This window comes from Kribbella sp. NPDC051586, from assembly GCF_044453965.1.
GTDB lineage: Bacteria > Actinomycetota > Actinomycetes > Propionibacteriales > Kribbellaceae > Kribbella.
In genome coordinates this window covers 1,382,607-1,403,086 of sequence record NZ_JBITDF010000001.1, presented here as the reverse complement: position 1 = coordinate 1,403,086, position 20,480 = coordinate 1,382,607, and the positions used below count along the sequence as shown (strand labels likewise).

The 20,480-nt window shown below is 68.6% G+C and carries 21 protein-coding genes; 10 read left to right on the top strand and 11 right to left on the bottom strand.

The features are described 5' to 3' along the window. The first annotated feature begins 78 nt into the window (after positions 1-78). Positions 79-1,914, top strand: coding sequence for a Stk1 family PASTA domain-containing Ser/Thr kinase (gene pknB / locus ACIA58_RS06980; protein ID WP_396402651.1), 1,836 nt, complete (start codon positions 79-81; stop codon positions 1,912-1,914). A 51-nt stretch (positions 1,915-1,965) separates the two neighbouring features. Here pknB and ACIA58_RS06975 read toward each other — a convergent pair whose 3' ends face one another. Both ACIA58_RS06975 and ACIA58_RS06970 read right to left on the bottom strand, forming a co-directional pair. After that, complete coding sequence (locus ACIA58_RS06975) at positions 1,966-2,583, bottom strand: aminodeoxychorismate/anthranilate synthase component II (protein ID WP_396402650.1); 618 nt, start codon at positions 2,581-2,583, stop codon at positions 1,966-1,968. Positions 2,584-2,591: 8 nt separating this feature from the next. Continuing rightward, positions 2,592-3,329, bottom strand: a complete 738-nt coding sequence (locus tag ACIA58_RS06970; RefSeq protein WP_396402649.1) for a DUF881 domain-containing protein — start codon at positions 3,327-3,329, stop codon at positions 2,592-2,594. A gap of 134 nt (positions 3,330-3,463) precedes the next feature. Between ACIA58_RS06970 and ACIA58_RS06965 the strand changes: the two genes are divergently transcribed. Beyond that, positions 3,464-3,724 carry a cell division protein CrgA gene (locus tag ACIA58_RS06965; RefSeq protein WP_130445510.1) on the top strand — a complete coding sequence of 87 codons (261 nt, stop codon included), beginning with the start codon at positions 3,464-3,466 and terminating at the stop codon, positions 3,722-3,724. Positions 3,725-3,872: 148 nt separating this feature from the next. On the opposite strand, the gene ACIA58_RS06960 is transcribed toward ACIA58_RS06965, so the two are convergent. Beyond that, positions 3,873-4,319, bottom strand: coding sequence for an Lrp/AsnC family transcriptional regulator (locus tag ACIA58_RS06960; protein ID WP_396402648.1), 447 nt, complete (start codon positions 4,317-4,319; stop codon positions 3,873-3,875). 81 nt (positions 4,320-4,400) lie between these two features. Here ACIA58_RS06960 and ACIA58_RS06955 point away from each other — a divergent pair, with 81 nt between their 5' ends. From ACIA58_RS06955 to ACIA58_RS06935, 5 genes are all read left to right on the top strand, one after another. Further along, complete coding sequence (locus tag ACIA58_RS06955) at positions 4,401-5,018, top strand: PQ-loop domain-containing transporter (RefSeq protein ID WP_396402647.1); 618 nt, start codon at positions 4,401-4,403, stop codon at positions 5,016-5,018. Between the two features lie 41 nt (positions 5,019-5,059). Next, positions 5,060-5,674 carry a hypothetical protein gene (locus ACIA58_RS06950; protein ID WP_396402646.1) on the top strand — a complete coding sequence of 205 codons (615 nt, stop codon included), beginning with the start codon at positions 5,060-5,062 and terminating at the stop codon, positions 5,672-5,674. A gap of 60 nt (positions 5,675-5,734) precedes the next feature. Further along, positions 5,735-6,259, top strand: a complete 525-nt coding sequence (locus tag ACIA58_RS06945) for an EXLDI protein (protein WP_396402645.1) — start codon at positions 5,735-5,737, stop codon at positions 6,257-6,259. 196 nt (positions 6,260-6,455) lie between these two features. Beyond that, positions 6,456-7,397 carry an ATP-binding cassette domain-containing protein gene (locus ACIA58_RS06940; protein ID WP_396402644.1) on the top strand — a complete coding sequence of 314 codons (942 nt, stop codon included), beginning with the start codon at positions 6,456-6,458 and terminating at the stop codon, positions 7,395-7,397. Continuing rightward, positions 7,394-8,179: an ABC transporter permease gene (locus ACIA58_RS06935; protein ID WP_396402643.1), complete on the top strand. Its 786-nt coding sequence runs from the start codon at positions 7,394-7,396 to the stop codon at positions 8,177-8,179. The genes ACIA58_RS06940 and ACIA58_RS06935 overlap by 4 nt, the downstream gene beginning before the upstream one ends. Here the strand turns inward: ACIA58_RS06935 and ACIA58_RS06930 are convergent. Continuing rightward, positions 8,176-8,853: a pyridoxamine 5'-phosphate oxidase family protein gene (locus ACIA58_RS06930; RefSeq protein WP_396402642.1), complete on the bottom strand. Its 678-nt coding sequence runs from the start codon at positions 8,851-8,853 to the stop codon at positions 8,176-8,178. The two genes, ACIA58_RS06935 and ACIA58_RS06930, sit on opposite strands and share 4 nt — an antisense overlap. 68 nt (positions 8,854-8,921) lie before the next feature. Here ACIA58_RS06930 and ACIA58_RS06925 point away from each other — a divergent pair, with 68 nt between their 5' ends. Beyond that, a complete protein-coding gene (locus ACIA58_RS06925) occupies positions 8,922-10,289 on the top strand; it encodes a PLP-dependent aminotransferase family protein (RefSeq protein WP_396402641.1) in 1,368 nt (455 codons plus the stop codon). On the opposite strand, the gene ACIA58_RS06920 is transcribed toward ACIA58_RS06925, so the two are convergent. The 5 genes from ACIA58_RS06920 to ACIA58_RS06900 are packed head-to-tail and all read right to left on the bottom strand — an operon-like array spanning position 10,276 to position 16,769. Beyond that, positions 10,276-11,193 carry a hypothetical protein gene (locus ACIA58_RS06920; RefSeq protein ID WP_396402640.1) on the bottom strand — a complete coding sequence of 306 codons (918 nt, stop codon included), beginning with the start codon at positions 11,191-11,193 and terminating at the stop codon, positions 10,276-10,278. The two genes, ACIA58_RS06925 and ACIA58_RS06920, sit on opposite strands and share 14 nt — an antisense overlap. A 15-nt stretch (positions 11,194-11,208) precedes the next feature. Then, a complete protein-coding gene (locus tag ACIA58_RS06915) occupies positions 11,209-12,111 on the bottom strand; it encodes a hypothetical protein (RefSeq protein WP_396402639.1) in 903 nt (300 codons plus the stop codon). A 59-nt stretch (positions 12,112-12,170) separates the two neighbouring features. Continuing rightward, on the bottom strand, positions 12,171-13,058 hold the full coding sequence (locus tag ACIA58_RS06910; protein ID WP_396402638.1) for a glycoside hydrolase family 43 protein: 888 nt from the start codon (positions 13,056-13,058) through the stop codon (positions 12,171-12,173). Next, positions 13,059-15,269: a family 43 glycosylhydrolase gene (locus ACIA58_RS06905; protein WP_396402637.1), complete on the bottom strand. Its 2,211-nt coding sequence runs from the start codon at positions 15,267-15,269 to the stop codon at positions 13,059-13,061. Between the two features lie 12 nt (positions 15,270-15,281). Then, positions 15,282-16,769: an alpha-N-arabinofuranosidase gene (locus ACIA58_RS06900; protein WP_396402636.1), complete on the bottom strand. Its 1,488-nt coding sequence runs from the start codon at positions 16,767-16,769 to the stop codon at positions 15,282-15,284. A gap of 123 nt (positions 16,770-16,892) precedes the next feature. Here ACIA58_RS06900 and ACIA58_RS06895 point away from each other — a divergent pair, with 123 nt between their 5' ends. Further along, positions 16,893-17,891 carry a LacI family DNA-binding transcriptional regulator gene (locus tag ACIA58_RS06895; RefSeq protein WP_396402635.1) on the top strand — a complete coding sequence of 333 codons (999 nt, stop codon included), beginning with the start codon at positions 16,893-16,895 and terminating at the stop codon, positions 17,889-17,891. On the opposite strand, the gene ACIA58_RS06890 is transcribed toward ACIA58_RS06895, so the two are convergent. Continuing rightward, positions 17,888-19,030 (bottom strand): FAD-dependent oxidoreductase, encoded by a 1,143-nt coding sequence (locus tag ACIA58_RS06890; protein ID WP_396402634.1) that lies wholly within the window; start codon positions 19,028-19,030, stop codon positions 17,888-17,890. The genes ACIA58_RS06895 and ACIA58_RS06890 overlap by 4 nt on opposite strands. A 128-nt stretch (positions 19,031-19,158) precedes the next feature. Here ACIA58_RS06890 and ACIA58_RS06885 point away from each other — a divergent pair, with 128 nt between their 5' ends. Beyond that, entirely contained in the window at positions 19,159-19,719 is a 561-nt protein-coding gene (locus ACIA58_RS06885; RefSeq protein WP_396402633.1) for a TetR family transcriptional regulator, read from the top strand. Here ACIA58_RS06885 and ACIA58_RS06880 read toward each other — a convergent pair. Then, complete coding sequence (locus tag ACIA58_RS06880) at positions 19,686-20,474, bottom strand: sugar phosphate isomerase/epimerase family protein (RefSeq protein ID WP_396402632.1); 789 nt, start codon at positions 20,472-20,474, stop codon at positions 19,686-19,688. The two genes, ACIA58_RS06885 and ACIA58_RS06880, sit on opposite strands and share 34 nt — an antisense overlap. Positions 20,475-20,480 lie beyond the last annotated feature (6 nt).

The window sequence follows — 20,480 nt, the reverse complement described above, 5'->3', positions numbered from 1 at the left end:
TCCACGTGTGGCGGCCGCTACCGTGGGCAAGTTGAGTGTGTTTTTGTGTCTCACAGACAGGGTTGGAAGGCTGAGGTCATGACATCGCAGGCACGTCTCGTCGGCGGCCGATACGAAGAAGGCGAACCGCTCGGCCGCGGCGGCATGGCCGAGGTCCGCAGGGGTGTGGACAACCGGCTCGGCCGGTCGGTCGCGATCAAGCGGCTGCGGGTCGATCTGGCCAGCGACGCCACCTTCCAGGCCAGATTCCGCCGGGAGGCCCAGTCGGCCGCCTCGCTGAACCACCCGACCATCGTGTCGGTCTACGACACCGGCGAGGAGCCCGACCCGAACGGCTCGGGCGTCACCATCCCGTACATCGTGATGGAGCTGGTGACCGGCAAGACGCTGCGGGACCTGATCCGCGAGGGCCGCAAGATCATGCCGGAGCGGGCGCTGGAGATCACCTCCGGTGTGCTCGAGGCGCTCGACTACAGCCACCGGGCCGGCATCGTGCACCGCGACATCAAGCCCGGAAACGTGATGCTGACCCCGCAGGGCCAGGTCAAGGTGATGGACTTCGGCATCGCCCGCGCGGTCGCCGACACGTCCTCGACGATGACCCAGACCGCGGCCGTGATCGGCACCGCGCAGTACCTGTCCCCGGAGCAGGCCCGCGGCGAGACCGTCGACGCCCGCTCCGACCTGTACTCGACCGGCTGCCTGCTGTACGAACTGCTCACCGGGCGCCCGCCGTTCGTCGGCGAGTCGCCCGTCTCGGTGGCCTACCAGCACGTCCGGGAGCAGCCGCTGCCGCCGTCGTCGTTCGACCCGGACATCCCGCCGGAGGTCGACGCCGTCGTCCTCAAGGCGCTGGCGAAGAACCGCGAGGAGCGGTACCAGAGCGCGTCCGAGATGCGGGCCGACATCCACCGGGTGCTGGCCGGCCAGCAGGTGACCGCACCGATGGCGGCCGTCGCCGAGACCCGCGCGATGGCGCCCACCACGGTCGCGGCGGCTGCCACGCAGACCTACCGCCAGACCGCGGGGAACGACATCCTCCCGCCGGGCGGCGACGAGCTGGACGAGGACGACGACGGCCGGTCGCGGCGCAACCGCGGCCTGGCGTATTTCCTGCTCGGTCTGGCGATCGTGGCGATCGCGGTCGGCGCCTACGCGCTGTTCACCAACCTGGGCAAGGACGACAACGCCGGTGGCGGGGCGACCAACACCCCGGTGGCGAAGGTCGCCGTGCCGGACGTCAGCGGCAAGTCGGTGGCCGACGCGACCGCGCTGCTGACCGACAAGGGTCTGCGGTTCGCGCAGGGACCGTCGGAGACCAGCGACACTGTCGGCCGCGGCTCCGCGATCCGGCAGACCCCGGAGCCGGGGACCGAGGCCGAGCAGGGTTCGACGGTCACCGTGGTGTTCTCGTCCGGGCGGAGCGCGTTCCCGGTGCCGGACGTGATCGGCAAGTCGGAGTCCTCGGCCCGCAGGGCGATCGAAGGCACGGCCGCGAACTTCAAGGTCAAGGACAAGGCGGTCGAGCAGGACAGCGACCAGAAGAAGGGCATCGTCCTCGCCGTCAGCCCGGACCCGGGCGGTCAGTACCCGTCGGGTCAGGAGTTCACGCTGACCATCTCCAGCGGCAAGACCGACGTCGACGTGCCGAACGTCGTCACCCAGTCGTACGACGACGCGAAGCTGACGCTGGAGCAGGCCGGCTTCCGGGTCGGGTACGTGTTCGGCAACGACCCGAACGCCGCTGACGGCCAGGTGCTCCAGCAGTCCCTGAAGGCCAACAGCAAGGCGCCGAAGGGATCGCTGATCACGCTGACGGTCAACAAGCTCGACGAGCCGAGCTCCCCGCCGCCGAGCCAGCCGACGGACACGCCGAGCACACCGACCACGCCGGGCATCACGATCGGCGGATGAGACAACGGAACCCCCGGAGCGACTGCTCCGGGGGTTCTGTCGTTTACGAGGTCAGCTGACGACCGGGGCGAGACCGACGGAGCGCGCGACCGCGTCCTGGTCGCCGCAGATCGCGAGCCAGTTGGCGAGCATCCGGTGACCGCCCTCGGTCAGCACCGACTCCGGGTGGAACTGCACACCTTCCACCGGGAGATCGCGGTGCCGGGCCGCCATGATCACGCCGGCCTCGGTCCGGGCTGTCACCTGCAGCTCGTCCGGTACGGAGTCCTCCGCGATGGCGAGCGAGTGGTACCGGGTCGCGGTGAACGGCGAGGGGAGCCCGGAGAGTACGCCGGCGCCCTCGTGGAACACCTGGCTGGTCTTCCCGTGCAGCAGCTCGTCCGCCCGGCCGACGACACCGCCGTACGCGACGCCGATCGCCTGGAGACCGAGGCAGACCCCGAAGATCGGGACCTCGCCGCCCTTCTCGCTGACGATGTCCACGCAGGCGCCGGCCTCTTCCGGCGTACCGGGACCGGGGGAGAGCAGGACGCCGTCGTACTCACCGACCTGGTCCGGGGTGACCTCGTCGTTGCGCAGCACGGTGGTGTCGGCCTGCAGTTGCTGCAGGTACTGCACCAGGTTGTAGACGAAGGAGTCGTAGTTGTCGACGACAAGGATCCGCGGCATGCCGACCATTATCGCCCGGTGACGGTCGGACTCGCCGAGGGCGTCCGTTCGTAGCCGGGAACGGTCGCGCTCTGCAGGTCCAGGGTGCCTTCGTAGGCCGGCATCGACATCGAGGACTCGCTCTTCACGTCGTACCCGAGCTGGAACTTCACCACGTAGTCCTGCAGGTTCTCGATGTACTGCGAGTCGTCGAGCGCCTTCTGCAGCTTCCGCCGGTCACCGATCGCGCTGATCGTGTACGGCGGCAGGTAGGGGACGCCGTGCAGTACGACGGAGTTGCCGACGCACTTGACGCCGGTGGTGGAGACGACGCGCTGGTTCTGGATCGTCATCGCCTCGGCGCCGCCGGCCCACAACGCGTTCACCACGGCCTGGATGTCCTGCTGGTGGATGACCAGCCAGTTCTCGTCGACGTCCGGGTTCTCCTTGACGACCTCGGGCGGAGCGTCGCGGAGCGTCACCGTCAGCCCCGGGCCGACGACCGGGCGGGTGCCGACCTGCTCGGACAGGTCCTCGAACTGCTTGGCCAGCGTCGGGTCGATCGATCCCTGCTGCGCCTGCAGCGCCTCGATGTCGTGGGTCAGCGCGGCGTGCTGCCGGACCAGCGTGGCGCTGCGGCGACTCTGTTCCTCCACCAGGCCCGCGAGCGTAGTGTTGCGACTGGGCCGTAGGTCCGTGCCACGAGCGTTGGTGGCACTGGTCGCGAACAGCAGACCGGCGCACAGCAGCGCCAATGGCGCCCCCACGCGCCACAGCGAAATCCGCCTCAACCTACGCACCCGTGATCTCCACATTGCTCTCTGCACTACGCTAACCCGGACCGGACCCGCACAGGTCGTAGCGGTCAGCTTATGCGTCCGTCCTTACAAGGAGTTCAGTCGTGCCCGAGTCGAGCAGTCGCAACAAGAAGAAGACCGAGAAGGTCAAGGTCGAGAAGACGCCGAAGAGGCCGCGTACCACGAGCCGGGTGTGGGTCGCGCCGCTGATGCTGTTCTGCTGGCTGCTCGGTCTCGCCTGGCTGGTCGTCTTCTACGTGGCCGGCCAGGACATCCCGGTGATGAAGGACCTCGGCAACTGGAACCTGCTGATCGGCATGGGCCTGATCGCGGTCGGCTTCGTCGTCTCCACCCAGTGGGTCTGACGGAGTTATCCACACCCGTATCCCCAGTTGTGCACACCGATTCGGGCGAGTTGTCCCCAAGCTGACCGTTGGTTCTCCACCAAATCCGCCCCGAACTGCCTCAAATCTGTGGATAACTCAGGTTTGACTGGATGAGTTTCCACACTGTTCACGTCGGCAGCGGCCGGTTGTCCACGACCTTCTTCATCACGATGGTGGAGGTCATCCGCTGGACACCCGGCAGCCGCGCCAGCCGCTCGTCCCGGAGCCGCTGGAACGTCGCGATGTCCGCGGTCGCCACCCGGACGAAGTAGTCCGGCTCGCCGAACAGCCGCTCCGCGTGGACCACTTCCGGGATCTCCGCCAGCCCGGCCTCGAAGCCGGCGACCGACTCCTCCCGGTCCATCGTCACCGCCAGGAGCACCTCGAACCCGTGCCCGATCGCGCCGGGATCGACGACGGCGCGGTACCCGGAGATCACGCCTCCGCGCTCGAGCTCCCGCAACCGACGATGACACGGCGCCGCACTCAAACCGATCCGCTGGGCCAATTCGGTGACCGTCAGCCGACCCTCCGCCTGCAGCACCGCAAGGATCTTGCGATCAATCGCATCCACGGCACAGATTCTATCCCTACGGGATCCAGCAGAGCATGAATTGGCACGATAAGTTCGTCGATTCAGCAGTAATCTTGCGCCATGCTCGACCTTCTGCCTATCGGAGCGGCCTGCTTCGGCATCCCGCAGTACCTTCCGCAGATCCTCAAACTCCGCCGGACCGGTGACACGGCCGGAGTCTCCTGGTCGTGGGCGACGCTCACGAGCATCAACAACGCGGCCTGGTTCTGCTACTTCATGGCTTCCGGCTACTGGACGGCGAGCCTGCCGTCGACCGCCGCGAGCACGCTGGCCGGGACCGTCTCGGTGATGCTGGTACGCCGGGGCGCCCTGAACCGGCGCGCCATCGGATGGATCTGCGGGTGGGCCGGCCTGCTCGCGCTCGCCGCCGTCGTCGGCGGCCGGGTCGGCCTGGGCATCCTCCTCGCCGCCGCCTCGATCGTCCAGGTCACGCCTTCGCTGTGGACGGCGTACCGCACCCGACGGCCGACCGGCATCTCCGCCGGCACCTGGACGCTGGTCATCGGCGAGCTCAGCTGCTGGCTGCTCTTCGGCCTGTGGAAAACCGATCCCCGCCTGATCACCCTCGGCACCACCGGCGTCCTGGCCGGCCTCCTGATGCTCAACCGAGCCCACCAGGCGAACCGGCTGCCACCCGTCGCGATCGACACCATCGACCCGGCGACGTCGCAGGCGTAGCGTCGAAAACGCGACCTGGGGGAGACCGGGGAGGTCGCAGCATGTTCGTACAGGTCATCCAGGGGCAGGTCACCGACGCCGAGCAGGCGCACGCCGCGATGGATCGGTGGATGGAGGAGCTCGCGCCTGAGGCATCCGGCTGGTTGGGGACCACTGCCGGCGTCACCGCGGACGGACGATTCATCGCGCTGGCCCGCTTCGAGTCCGCAGACGCCGCGCGGCGCAACAGCGAGTCGCCCGCACAGGACAAGTGGTGGCACGAGTTCTCTTCGTTCCTCAGCGACGGCGCCACCTTCCACGACACCGAGGAGGTGTCCGTCGGTCTGGTCGGTGATCCGGCCGCGGCAGGATTCGTCCAGATCCTTCGCGGTCGTGCCACGGACCCCGAGCGCGTGCGCAGCCTGATGGACCAGGACCCGAGCGAATGGGCGAGCTTCCGGCCCGACCTCCTCGGCAGCGTGTTCTCCCTGTACGACGACGGCGGCTTCACCTCGGCGTTCTACTTCACCTCCGAGGCGGAGGCGCGCGAGGGCGAGCGAAAAGAGCCGCCGGCGGAGCTGAAGGCAGAGGTCGACGAGCTGAATGCGCTGGACGCCGAGCCGCCGGAGTACTTCGACCTCACCGAGCCCTGGCTGTACTCGCCTGCATCTACGTAGAGATATATGTAGACATGTGCGTAGCCTTCTGCGTATAGTTCTACGTAGGAGGAGACAGCGATGCCTAACAAGACGATCTACGTGTCCGACGACGACCTGCCGCTGTACAAGAAGGCGCAGGAGCTCGCCGGGAACCTGTCCTCGGCGATCTCGATCGCGCTGCGCAAGTACGTCGAGATGGAAGAGGGCCGGCTCGAGGGGTACGACGAGATCACCGTGCGGGTGGGCCGGGGCACCGGCCGCAAGCAGCGGTTCTCCGGCGTACTGCTCGCGGAGGGCGGCCGGTCGAGCAGCACCGGGTACGAGGCCTTCAAGGTCTACCGGAGCCGGACCGGCAAGTTCGTCCTGCACGCCGATCGCCGCAGCCAGTTCACCGTCAGCGGCGACGACGAGCGCTACCTGTCCGGCTGGCGCTCCTGGATCGGCAACTGGAGCAGCGACCAGTCCTGGAGCATGGCGCAGGGCGAGGCCACGCTCGACATCGTCGACACGGTCGAGGAGCTCCGCGAGCTGATCCCGGAAGACCTCTACGAACTGGTCGAAGAAGCCGCGAACCAACCGGCAGTCGAGGACCTCGACATCTAACCCCGAGACAAAGTACAAAGCACGGCGCCTTCGGCGCCGGGAATAGGTGCGAGCGCGGCGCCTTCAGCGTCGGGAGCGGGGCGCGCTGATTTCACCACCGGCGGCCTGACCGGTCGCGGGGCGGACGAGCGCGCCTGAAACGACCACCAACCACCTGGGTGGGTACCCCCTGCCCTGAAACCTGTGAGGAACACTCATGTCAGCAGCGATCGACGTCGCCGGACTGCGCAAGTCCTACGGCGAGAAACTCGTGCTCGACGGCATCGACCTGAACGTTGCCGAAGGCACCATCTTTTCCCTGCTCGGCCCGAACGGCGCCGGCAAGACCACCGCGGTGCAGATCCTGTCCACCCTCGTCACCGCCGACGCCGGCGACATCCGGGTGGCCGGCCACGACCTGCACCAGAACCCCGAGGCGGTCCGCGCCGCGATCGGCGTCACCGGCCAGTTCTCCGCCGTCGACGGCCTGATGACCGGCCGGGAGAACCTGATCCTGATGGCCGACCTGTACCACCTGGGCAAGCAGGAGGCCCGGCACCGGGCAGACGAGCTGCTCGAGCAGTTCGACCTGGTGGAGGCCGGCAAGAAGCTGGCCATGACGTACTCCGGCGGCATGAAACGCCGGCTCGATCTGGCCATGACGCTGGTCGGCCGCCCGCGGATCATCTTCCTGGACGAGCCGACGACCGGCCTCGACCCGCGCAGCCGGCACAGCATGTGGACGATGATCCGCGAACTGGTCGCCGGCGGCGTCACTGTCCTGCTCACCACGCAGTACCTCGACGAGGCCGACGAGCTGGCCGACCGGATCGCCGTCCTCGACCACGGGCTGCTGGTCGCCCAAGGTACGCCGGAGGAGCTCAAGCGGCTCGCACCAGGCGGGCACATCCGGCTGCGGTTCACCTCACCGGACGCGTTCGCGCTGGCCGGGCAGGTGCTGCCGACCGCCGTACCGAATCACGAGTCGCTGGTCCTGCAGGTGCCGAACGACGGCAGCGTGCACGCGCTGCGCGCCCTGCTGGCCCGGATCGACGACGCCTCGCTCGAGGTCGACGAGCTGACTGTCCACACCCCCGACCTGGATGACGTGTTCTTCGCCGTCACCGGTCAGCCCACAGAGAAGGTGGCCGCGCAATGAGTTACGCACTGCAAGACACCGGAACCATGCTCCGCCGCAACCTGCGGCACGCCCAGCGGTACCCGGGCCTGTCCCTCGGCGCCCTCGGGATGCCGGTCATCATGATCCTGCTGTTCGGCCTGATCTTCGGCAACACGTTCTCGAACGGCCTCGGCGGCGGGGGCGGACGAGGCGAGTACATCAACTTCCTCACCCCGGGCATCCTGCTGATGTCGATCGCCTCCGGCACGATGTCGCCCGCGGTCGCGGTCTGCACGGACATGACCGAAGGGATCGTGGCCAGGTTCCGCACGATGGCGATCTTCCGGCCGGCCGTGCTGACCGGGCACGTACTCGGCAACGTGATCCTGACGATCGCGAGCCTGGGCCTGGTCGTCGGCTTCGCGGTCCTGATCGGGTTCCGCCCGAACGCGTCGGTCGGCGAGTGGTTCCTGGCGGCCGGGTTGCTGATCGCGGTGACCGTCGCCCTGACCTGGTTCGCGATCGCCCTCGGGCTGACCAGCAAGACGCCGGAGAGCGCGAGCAACATCGTGCTGCCGATCGCCCTGTTGTTGCCGTTCCTCAGCAACACCTTCATCCCGCTGGACGCGATGCCGAGCGGTATCCGGTGGTTCGCGGAGTACCAGCCGTTCACTCCGATCATCGATACCTTGCGGCACCTGCTGCTGGGTACGCCGATGGACAGCGGCGACGGCTGGCTGGCCCTGGCCTGGTGCGTGGCGATCGCGATCGTCGGCTTCTTCTGGGCGCAGAAGAGCTATAACAAGGGGACTGTGGCCTAGGACGGTGCGCCCATCAGGTTCGCGCGGGTGCGGACGTGGGCCGGGACGAGCAGGTCGCAGTCAGGATTGTTCTCCGGTTCGCCGGCGACGACGTGGAGCGGGATCACACCGGTCCAGTAGGGCAGGTCGAGGTCTTCCTCGTCGTCGTTGGCGGGGCCGGAGCGGGTCTTCACCGAGGCTTCGGTGAGCGAGAGCGCGAGGACCGACGTCTTGGCCAGCTCCTTGCGGTTCGGCGGGCGTACGGCGGTCGACCGGCCGGGGACGAGGTGGTCGACGATCCGGTTCAGACCGTGCAGCTTCTCGTCCGGGTCGGTGATCAGCCGCGGTACGCCGAAGATGACAGCAGAGCGGTAGTTCACCGAGTGGTGGAAGGCGGACCGCGCCAGCACCAGGCCGTCGGTGTGCGTGATGGTGACGCAGATGGTCTGCTCTGGCGCCGCGACCACGCTGCGCGCGGCGACCGAGCCGTGCAGGTACAGCGTCCCGTCCGGCCCGCGGTCCAGATCCACGCCGTACGCCGTCGGCAGTACGAGCGGATCGCCGTCGACCACGACGCCCAGATGACAGAACATCCCGTCGAGCAGTACGTCGTACAACTCCTCCCGATCGATGGCCGCACGCTCCTTCGAGCGGCGGAGTTGTGTCCGGGCGGTCGGCTGCATTGGACTGGTCATGTGATCAGAGTGCTGGTGAAGTGGCATGCTGGCACGGTCCATTCCCGTTCGAATCAGGTAGTCCATTCGTGGAGAGCTCGCTCCCGCTGACCATCGACCGCACTGCGGGGCTCCCGCTGCACCTGCAGCTGGCGGAGCAGGTCCGGGCTGCCGTGCTGGACGGCAGGCTCCAGGCCGGTCACCGGCTCCCGTCCACGCGGGACCTCGCCCGGGACCTGTCGGTCTCCCGGTCCGTCACCCAGGCGGCGTACGACCAGCTGCACGCGGAGGGCTGGATCGAGGGCCGGACCGGCGCCGGCACGTTCGTCACGGACGTGGTCCCGCTGCAGCCCGCCGTACGGCGCCGCACCCCACACCCACCGAACCCCGGCGCCAAGCTGCTGACGCTCCGCCCCGGCATCCCGTACATCGCCCCGACGCCCGACCCCGGCTGGCGCCGCGCCTGGCGTGAGGTGTCCGCGCAATCCCCACCCGGCGGGTACGACGACGCGGCCGGACTGCCTGCGCTTCGGGCAGCGCTCGCCGATCACGTCGCCCGGGTCCGCGGTATCGCCTGTGGACCGGAGAACGTGCTCGTGACCAACGGGACCATCCACGGCCTGCGCCTGCTGCTCACCGTCACCCGCCGGCCAGGCGACCGGATCGCGATCGAGGATCCCGGCTACCTCAACGCGGTCGTCGCCGCCCGCGACCACCGGCTCGAGATCGTCGACATCCCGGTCGACGAGGACGGCCTGCAGGTCGGCGCGCTGCCCGACGACGCGGCCACGGTCTACGTCACGCCGTCCCACCAGTACCCGCTCGGCGGCCGGCTACCTGTTGCCCGGCGCAACGAACTGATCCGCTGGGCGCGCCGGACCGGCTCGCTGCTGATCGAGGACGACTACGACAGCGAGTTCCGGTACGACGTCGCGCCGCTGCCCGCGCTGGCCCAGCTGGATCTGGAGCGCGTCATCCACCTCGGCACGCTGTCGAAGACGATCAGCCCCGCGCTCCGCCTCGGCTGGCTGGTCGCGTCCGAGGAGACGGTCGATCGCCTCGCCGCGTTCCGGGCCAACTCCGGCGACTGGCCCGGCTGGCCGATGCAGGCCGCCATGCTGGCTATGCTCCGCGACGGCTACCTCGACCAGGCCGTACGGCGCGGGCGCCGGCTGTACGCGGACCGGCGTACCCACACGGTCGCGGCCCTGTCGCCGTACGGGCAGGTCATCGGCCAGGACGCCGGTCTGCACATCACGTTGCTGCTCCCCGACGGCGCCGACGACCTCCGCCTCGCCGCCGAGGCCCGCGAGGCGGGGGTCGTGATCGCGCCGCTCTCGGAGTACCGGCGTACGGTGCCAGGACCGCCAGGGCTGGTGATCGGCTACGCGACTCCGTCGACGTCCGATCTGCACCGCGCCCTGACGATTCTGACCGAGGTCCTCAGTCGCCGTTGAGCTGGTCGCCCGGGGCGTAGACGGTCCAGCGGAAATAGACCGGGTCGGCATAGGTGCCGTTCGCAACCTTGCCCAGGCTGTTGATCACGGTCGCCGTTCCGTTGGCGTGGCCAACGGCGTAGAGGTTGGCCGTCCGGGCGTCCTTGTCGATGCCGATCAGGAGCGTGCCGTACTTGCCGCACCTCCCGGCGATCAGGGTCTCGAAGCCCTGCCAGGTGCTGGTCCGGACCTGCTTCACGATCGGCTTCATCGGCGACGCGATCGGGATCCGGATGGTGTACAGCGCACCGCCGCGGGTGTTCGCGAGGAACGTGTCGTACGTCCGGGTCTTGCTGATCAGAACCATCGACTTGACCGAGGCGAAGCCGGTCGCCGAACCGGCACTGCGCCAGCCGCTCCCGATCAGGTTCCAGCGCAGCAGCGTGCCGTCGCTGCGTAGTCCGTACGCGATGCGGTGGTAATAGGAGGTGGTCCCCGGCTCCTCGGCGTACTCGGCGACCTCCAACGCCGTGTAGCTCGACCAGCCGCCACCGATGCGGACGTGGGCGTCCCCGCCCTCGTTGAAGTTGTAGGACCGGTAGTAGAGGCTGTCGCCCTCCACGACGTAGCCGGAGCGGTCCACGCCCCCGGTGCTCGGCTCGCTGACGAAGGTGGTGCTGAGGCGAACCTGTCCCGGCTTGAAGACACCGGCGGTGCTGCCCGGCGCGCCTGTCGTCGGCGGCGTCCCGGCCATGACCGTGGCGCCGGTGTGAGCGCCGGCCGCGGTGACCGATCCCACGACCTGCCCACAGGCGGCGGTCGCGCTCTGCGTACCGGCACCGGTGGCGTGTGCCGACGGCGCCAACACGGCACCACTCAATGCCACGGCGCCGGCCAGTGCCGCGGCAAACTTTCTGCGGTTCAAAACTCCTCCAAGTCCTTACTCGCCGTTGAGCGAGTCGATGTCAGGTGTTCCACCCCAGCGGAAGTAGACCGGCGCCTTGTAGGTCGGGCCGGACGAGCTGAGCTGGTTGATGACGGTTGCAGTACCGTTGGCGCGGCCAACGGCGTACCAGTGAGCGGTCCTGGTGTCCTTGTCGATGCCGACGAGCAGCGTGCCGTAGTTGCCGCACTTGCTCGCAAGCAGTTTCTCGAAGCCCTGCCACGTCTTGGTGCGCACCGGCTTCACGATCGGCTTCAACGATCCCGAGGTCGGAACGTGGATGGTGTACAGCGCGCCGCCGCGGGTGTTCGCGAGGAACGTGTCGTACGTCGCCGTCTTGCTGATCAGTGCCATCGACTTCACCGCCGCGAACCCCGGCGCCGATCCGGTACCGCGCCACGTGTTGCCGATGACGGACCAGCGGAACAGCGTCCCGTCGCTGCGCAGTCCGTACGCCGTCGTACGCGCGGTTGTCTGCGAGACCTCCAACGCGGTGAAGTTCGACCAGCCACCGCCGATCCGCTGCGTCACGTTCGGCAGGCCGGGCACCAGCTCGTTCATCGTGTCGATCGAGTAGACGCGGTAGTACAAGGAGTCGCCCTGCACCACCCAGCCCTGGTTCGTGGCGCCGAGGTTGGACGCGTCGCTGGTGAACGTCGTACCGAGTCGGACTGCTCCCGGCGCGAAGACGCCGAAGATCGGTCCGGGCAGCCCGACGTTGCGCGCCGGGTAGCCCACTGTGATCCCGCCGTTGTCCTGTGCTCCACTGTCGAGCACCGACCCCGGCACGAGCGAACAGGCCGCGGTGGCCGCCGACCCGGCGGCGTACGCCGATGGCACGAATGCCGCCGCCGTCAGCGCGACAGCCCCCGCCAAGCCCGACACAACAGTGCGTCGCATAACGATCCCTCCCGGAACTGGTCCTTGCACAGATCCAGATGCGGGCGGGACCGGAAAGGTTAGGGATCGAGCGGATTCTGTCCGAGCGGTGGTTGTACGACGGGTTTGTCGCCGTCCCAGGTCAGGTGGGACAACCACATGGTGCGGCCCTTGGGGTCGGTGCCTACCTGGGCCGGGTTCCAGGCGTGGTAGACGAACCAGTTGCCGAGGACCATGTTGTGGCCGGGGCCGGCGGCGTCGGGGGAGCTCGACAGGATGGGGTCACCGGACTTGGTGCACGGGCCGGTCGGGGAGTCGCACAGCGCGTGGCCGACGGCGTACGTCGCCTTGTCGAAGGCGTTGCCCGAGTAGAAGAGGTGGAACTTCCCGTTCCGCTCGACCATGTACGGCGCCTCGACCAGGTTGCCCTCCCACGGCAGGTCCTGCTTGATCATCCGGTGCACGGGACCGATCAGCGTGAGCCCGTCGTCGGACAGCTCGGACACGTAGATCCAGGTGTCCACGCCGATCGCGTTGCCGTCGTTCTTCCAGTACAGCCAGCGCCGGCCGGTCGAGTCCTGGAACGGCGACGCGTCGATCGAGCCGCCCTCGTCGGCCTGACTGACGAACGGTCGTGGCGATTTGTCGACATATGGACCTGTAGGTGTGGACGCCACCGCGACGCCGACGGCCTGCACACCGGCCGCGGTGTCGCGCGACGTGTAGTACATGACGTAGCGGTCGGCCGCATGTACGGCGACCTCCGGCGCCCACACCCGTCCCGGCGAGGTCCAATCCGGCACCGACGGCAGCGCGTCACCAACGGGCTCCCACGACACCAGGTCACGCGACGTCAACGTCTGCACGTTACCCAGCGGCCCGTTGGTCGCGAAGGCGTAATACTCGTTGCCCACCACAACGACCTGAGGATCCGCGAAGCTGCCGTCGTACACCGGATTGGTAAACATCTACTTGCTCTCGTAGAACTTCAGGTAGTCGAAGGTTGCGACCGGGGGTGGGTTGGCGCCGGTGAACTCGCCGTGGGCGAACAGGCCGACGCGGGCGGCGGCCGGGAGGACCCAGGATGCGCCCCAGGTCCAGTTCTTCCCGTCGACCGACGTGCCGGCCCGGTACACGTGCTCGCCGGCGGCGTTCTCGTGGTACGCGATCCGCATCCACATCGTCGGTGCGGTCCGGCCGATCGCGGCCGCGCCGTACGACGTGGCGCCGTCCGACGGCCGCGCGACCAACTCGCGCCCGTACTCCGTCTGCCGGGTCTTCCAGATCGCGACGTCGCCGAGCCGCGCGAAGTCGTCGTCGTTCAGGTAGACGATCATCCCCGCCTGCTGGTAGTTGCGTACGTCGTCGATGCCGGTGTCCAGATGCAGCTTGGTCTCCGCGATCCAGCTCTTCCCGGCGGGCGTGGCGTGCAGCAGCAGACCGGCGTTGTTCCCGCTGCCGACCATGTCCGCGTTCTCCAACGGCCAGCTCAGGTTGCCGTCGGCAACGGTGGCGTTGTCGTCCTGGCGTACCCACGACCAGTCCGCCCCGAGCGCCCCGTTGAAGTCGTCACCAGCCAGGAGCTTGCCGGTGTGCGGCACCGCAGCGAGTTTCGTGACAGGCTTGGCAACGGGCCGGACGGTCAGGTTGTCGACCTCGGCCGACCCTGCCCATCGCACCGGCGCGGCACCCAACTTCAGCCCGGGCACACTGAGTTGCGCCTCGCCGTAAACATCTCCTAGGCCGGCGTCATTCAGGCGTGCCGTCACGGATGAGCCCGAGACCTGCACCGACAGCTTGTTCCACTGGGTGCGGTCGAAGTCGGCCGGCAAGTTCACCGATGTCGTACGGCGCCCGACGGCCACTGTCAGACGATTGCCCACGACAGTCGCCACCACCTGATTGCCCAGGACTGTGGTGAAGGAGGTGCCGAGCTTGACGTCCGCTTCCACGCGGAGGGAGCCGCCGGGCGCGGAGGCGCGAGTCCGGGCCACACCGTGGATGGACGCGGTCGGACCGCCGACGGTGTCGCCGGCGTTGGCTGTCGCACCCAACAGACCTCCGGCCGGATCGGTGGAGTCGATGCCCAGGGACGAGCCGGTGGTTGGCGCGGAAACCGGGCCCTCGGACGGGCCGAGGCCGGCGCGCGTGCGGGGCCAGCCGTCGATCCAGTCGATCTGGTCGATCAGCATCGGTCGCCGGTTGACCCCGAACGGGGAGGTCAGCCACGGCGTACCGCGGTCGATCGCGTGGTAGACGATGTGGTCCTGGCCGGCCGCGTCGGTGATGAACGCGTGGTGGCCGGGGCCGATCCACTTGTTCCCGTTCTGCGTGATGACCGTGGTGCCGCCTACCCGGGAGTCGGTGAGCTTGGCGCCGTCCGCGTCCACGAACGGGCCGCGTGGCGAGCGCGACCGGCCGGCGAAGACGGAGTACCCGGTGGTGGGGCCGGCGCAGCAGTTCATGGACGAGCCCATGAAGTAGTACCAGCCGTTGCGGTAGACGACGTACGAACCTTCGTAGCGGTCGCCGATCGTGACCTGTGTCGGGGCGCCGACCGCGTGCATGCCGTCGGGGGAGAGTTCGGTGACGGAGATGCCGCCGTTGAAGCCGCCGTAGTACAGGTACCGCTTGCCGTCGGCGGCGGTCAGCTCGGCCGGGTCGATGGTGCCGAGATAGCCGCCGTTGCCGTCGGGTCGCGGCGCCACGACCGGGCCGTCGCTCGCGGTCCACGGTCCGGCAGGCGTCGGGGCGGTGGCCACGCCGATGGCGGGATCACCACCCGCGTTGGCGGTGGTGTCGGTGACGGTGAAGTACATGACGTAGCGGCCGCCGAAGTACCGGATGTCCGGAGCCCAGAAGAACGAGCCGGGCGCGGCCCAGGCGGGTTTGGTCTGGTCGCTGAAGACGGTGCCGAGGTACTCCCAGGAGCTGAAGTCCTTGGTCCGGGCCATGTGCATCAGGCCGAACGGGCCGTTCGCGACCAGCGGGTCGGAGGTGGCGTACGCGTACCAGTAGCCGTCGCGACCCTGCATGATCGACGGGTCGGCGAAGGTGTCGGCGAAGCTCGAGGTGACGGGGTTGGTGGTGGTCACGACCGGCGCCGCGGTGGCGGCCGATGTACCGGCCGCTGCGGCGACGACAGCAAGTGCTGCGGCGAGCAATCGTTTCGAAGGCACAGGGCGGTCCCTTCAACTTGTACGGATCAAATGCCACGAAGCGGGCGGCAACGTGGCGGTGCAGACACCGTCGACGATCGCGGTGCCATCCACGGTCCGGGGCGTGACCCGGTCCGGTTGGTCCGCGGTGTTCACCGCGGACCGGTCATCGTCGTACAGAGCCAGGTGCTGGACCAGTCGTCCGGTCACCGGGATCTCCAGGTCGATCTTGTCGGTCTCACTCCGGTTCACCACGAAGATCGCGGTCTCACCGGTGCTCTCGTCGTACGTCGCTGTGCTCCACAGCGCCGGGATCCTGCCGAAGGCGGCGGTGTCGATCTCCGGTCCGCCGTCGATCGCCGTCTGCAGCACGGTCGGACCCGCGTACCGCGCGGTCAGCGCGAAGGGATGGAAGATGGTCTGCCGCCAGGCGCGGCCGCCGGGCTCGGTGCGGATCGGGGCGATCACGTTGACCAGTTGCGCGAGGCAAGCAATCTTCACGCGGTCGGCGTGGCGGAGCAGCGTGATGAGAAGGCTCCCCACCACGACTGCGGCGTCGACGGTGTAGCTGTCCTCGATCAGCGGGCCGACCTCACGGATGCCGAGGCCGAGCTCGCCCGGGAAGTGCTGCTGGTACCAGACGTTCCACTCGTCGAACGACAGCGTCAGCTGCTTGTCGCTGCGCTTGAGCGCCTTCACGTGGTCGGCGGTCGCGATGACGGAGGAGATCATCCGGTCCATCTCCTCGGCCGCGGCCAGGAAGCTCGCCTGATCGCCATCGCGCGGTTCGTAGTACGCGTGCAGGCTGATGTGGTCGACGAGGTCGTAGGTGCGCTCGAGGACGATGCGTTCCCATTCGCCGAACGTCGGCATGCCGGCGTTGCTCGAACCGCAGGCGACCAGCTCGAGGCCGGGCTCGACCCGGCGCATCGCGTTCGCGGTCTCCTCGGCGAGCCGGCCGTACTCCTCGGCGGTCTTGTGGCCGATCTGCCACGGGCCGTCCATCTCGTTGCCCAGGCACCAGATCCGGATGTCGTGCGGCTTCGGGCTGCCGTTCGCGATCCGGCGGTCGCTGAGCGCGGTGCCGGCCGGGAGGTTGCAGTACTGCAGCAGGTCGACGGCCTCGCGGATCCCGCGGGTCCCCAGATTCACCGCCCAGATCGGCTGTACGTCGGCCTTGCGCGACCAGGCGACGAACTCGTCGGTGCCGAACTGGTTCGGCTCGATCGCCCGCCAGGCCAGATCGAGCCGCCGGGGTCGCTGCTCCTTGGGCCCGACCCCGTCCTCCCAGTCGTAGTTCGAGACGAAGTTCCCGCCCGGGTAGCGGACCGCGGTGACGCCGAGCTCCCGCACCAGCTCGAGCACGTCCGCGCGAAACCCGTCCGCGTCGGCACTCGGATGCCCCGGCTCGTAGATCCCCGTGTAGACGCACCGCCCCATGTGCTCGACGAACGATCCGAACAAACGCCGGTCAAGCGGGCCGACGACGAAAGCAGGGTCCACCACAAGCCGAGCAGACACGACTTCAGCCTCCCCAGAGTCGTTTACAACGTTTAACGTGGTTGTCTACAACGATTGACAATCGCTGTAAAGAGTTCGGCGATGGCAGACTCGGGCGACAGGCGGGTGACTGGAGGATCTCCGATGGCGACCAGGCTGAGTGACGTGGCCGCGCGGGCCGGCGTTTCGGTCAAGACCGTGTCGAACGTGATCAACGACTACCCGCACATCACCGCGCGGACCCGGGCCAAGGTCGAGGCCGCGATCGCCGCCCTGGACTACCGGCCGAACGTCAGCGCCCGCTCGCTGCGCAAGGGCCGCTCGGATTTCATCGCGCTGGCCATTCCGGAGATGGCCTCGCCGTACTTCGCCGAGCTCGGTGCCGAGATCAGCCGGGCCGCGAAGCGCCGCGGGATCACCGTGCTGATCGACCAGACCGAGGGCGAAGCCGCGGCCGAGAAGCTGGTCCTGGACGGGATGCGCGGGCAACTGATCGACGGCATCATCTTCTCCCCGATCACCACCGTGCCGGCCAAGCTGACTGTCGCGGACGCCGGGAAGCCGCTGGTCCTGCTCGGCGAGCGACCGGCCGGCGGCCAGTTCGACCGGGTCGCGGTCGACTCGGTGCAGGCGTCGTGCGACGCCACCACGCATCTGATCTCGCTCGGACGACGTCGGATCGCGGCCATCGGCGTCGGCGGGACGAGCACCGGAGCGGTCCGGCGGAAGGGATACCGGAAGGCGCTCAAGGCGGCCGGGCTGCCGCACGACCCGGCGCTCGAGCTCGCCGGCACGGGATACCACCGGGAGGACGGCGCCGCGTCGATGCGCGAACTGCTGGCGCTTCGCGAGCCGCCCGACGCGGTCTTCTGCTTCAACGACCTGCTCGCCCTCGGCGCGCTGCGAACGCTGGCCGACGCCGGGCTGCGGGTCCCGGCGGACGTTGCCGTGGTGGGCTTCGACGACATCGAGGACGGCCGGTACCACTCGCCGGCGCTGACCACGATCTCGCCGGACAAGGAGTGGCTGGCCGACAACGCGGTCGCCCTGCTCCTCGACCGGATCGCCGGGAACGGCGAGGCCGCCCACCGCGACCTCACCGTCCCGTACACCCTGCAGATCCGCGCATCGACTGCCGGTTAGCGCTCCGGGAAGCCGGCGAGCTGTTTGGCCATGCCCTCCTGCGTCCTGCCGAGGCGACCCGCGAACCTGAGTACTGCGTTGCGCACCGGGCGGATCGGCCGGGGAACGTTGGCCAACCTCGTCAGGCGGTGCGCCAGCCCGATCACCCGGACTGCCTCCGCGCGACTCGTCGTGGCGTAGGCGTCGAGACCGGACTCGTCACCCGCCAGCGCCTTCGACAGTGCATCCGACAGGGTCACCGCGTCGCGGAGGCCCAGGTTCATGCCCTGGCCGCCGGCCGGGCTGTGCGTGTGGGCCGCGTCGCCGGCGAGCAGCACGCGTCCGGACCGGTACTCGTCCGCGACCCGCTCGTGGATCCGGAAGCGCGAGCCCCAGACCACCTCGGTGACCTTCGGGTGGGACTTCCTCGGACCGCGGTCGTCCACCAGGTGCTGCGCGAACGCCAGGTCGGGGTGCTCGGGCGCGTCGTGCACCTCGGCGACCAACCGGAAGCTTCCGTCCGGCAAGGGCGCGACCACGAGCAGTCCGGCTGCCGCGAAGTACAGCCCGACCTCATCGGTCGGCAGGCCGCTTTCGACGCGGATGTCGACGAGGCTCAACGACAGCTCCAGCGTGTTGCCGGGCATCCGCAGCCCGGCCAGCTCGCGGATCGTGCTGTGCATGCCGTCGGCCGCGACGACGTACTTCGCCTGGATCACGTCGCCGTTGTCGAGCGTGACCTCGGCGCCGTCCGGGGTCTGGACCAGCCCGGTCGCGGCGTACGGGCGCAGGACCGTGCCGCCGAGCTCCTCGAGCCGGTCGAGCAGGACCTGCTCGGTGACCGGCTGCGGGATCATCGTCACGAACGGATAGTCGGTCTTCAGGTCTTCGAAGCCGACCGGGATCAGCTTGCGGTCGCCGGCCCGGATCGAGAAGTCCTCCAGCTCCAGCCCGCGCTCGACGAGCTGCTTGGTCACACCGAGCGGCTCCAGCACCTCAAGCGTCCGCGGGTGGATCACGCACGCCCGGGAAGTGTTCGTGCCCTCGGCCTGCTTGTCGATCACCACCACGTCGCGCCCGTGCAGCCGCAGACCGGCCGCCACCGCAAGCCCGACCGGACCCGCACCCACTACTACGACCTCTGCATTCCGCGGAGTCATCGTCGCTCCTTTCCCGAGCCCCTCACCCCGCTTGAAGTGAGGGATTTTCTGTTTTATCAACGCTTGTTGACTTTTACCGTAGAACCGCTCTCTGTAAAAGTCAACAACCGTTGGCATATGCTGAGGGGATGGCGGAGAAGAAGTCGGACCGGACCCGGGCGTCGATCCTGGCCGCGGCGCGGGAGCGGTTCGGCGCGGACGGGTACGAGCGGGCCACGATCCGGGCGATCGCGGCCGACGCGGCGATCGACCCGGCGATGGTGATGCGGTACTACGGCAGCAAGGAGAAGCTGTTCGCCGCGGCAGCGGAGTTCGACGTACGGCTGCCAGATCTGAGCGACGTACCGCGGGAGCGGGCGGGCGAGGTGCTGGTGCGCCATCTGGTCGAGCGTTGGGAGGAGGACGACACGCTACGCGTGCTGCTGCGCACCGCGGTGACCAACGAGACGTCGGCCGAGCGGATGCGGCAGGTGTTCATCGCGCAACTCGCTCCCACGATCCAACGGGCCGGCGTGGATCAGCCGGCGGTCCGAGCGGGACTGATCTCCACGCAGGCGCTTGGCTTCGCGCTGTGCCGCTACATCCTCGAGCTCAAGCCGATCGTGGACATGTCCATCGACGAGGTCATCGGGTGGCTCGGCCCGACCATCACGCGCTACTTGACCGCGCCGTCGCCCAGCCAGGCGTGAACCGCGGGCAGCGTCTCGGCGAGCGACGGCAGGTGCGGGTGCCACTTGAGCTCCCACTCCAGTGAGAGCGGGTAGTCGGTCCCGGCGAGGGTCTGCAGCAGCTCCTGGATCGGGAAGTCGCCCGCGTCGATGGCCACCGGGCGGTAGTCCTGCTGCGAGTCGGCCTGCTTGAACTGGACGACATCGACCCAGGGCTTCAACAGGGCGAAGGACTCGGCCAGCGTCTCGCCGTGCGACCAGGTGTGCGAGCTGTCCCAGATCGCCTTGACGTTGTGGCCAGGGACGTTGGTGTCGAGGAGCGCGCAGAGAGCGGCGACCTGCCGGGCGGTCGAGTGCGAGTCGTGCGTCTCCAGGAGGATCGGCACCTCCCGCGGTGCGGTCGTCACCCGGTCGAGGGCGCGGATCTCGCCTGCGCTGGGAGAGTCCGTCGTACCGGTGTCATCGGCTGGATCGTCACCGGGGAAGACGCGCACGCCGCGGGCGCCGAGGTCCCCGGCCAGCTCGAGATGGGCTTCGAGCGGCTGCTCCTCGACCGCGCAGAGCTTCACATAGCTGCTGACCGCGAAGATCTCCAGACCGGCATCCTCGATCCGCGTGCGCAGCTCACGCCGCTGCGCACCGGTCAGGCCGGTGTGGGTGAACTCGTCCGGCGCGGCCCGCAGTTCCAGACCGGCGAACTTGTTGCCCTGGGCAAGCGTCAGGACATCGTCGAGCGGAGCTCCGGGACAACCGAGGGTGGCGAAACCTAGACGCATACAGCT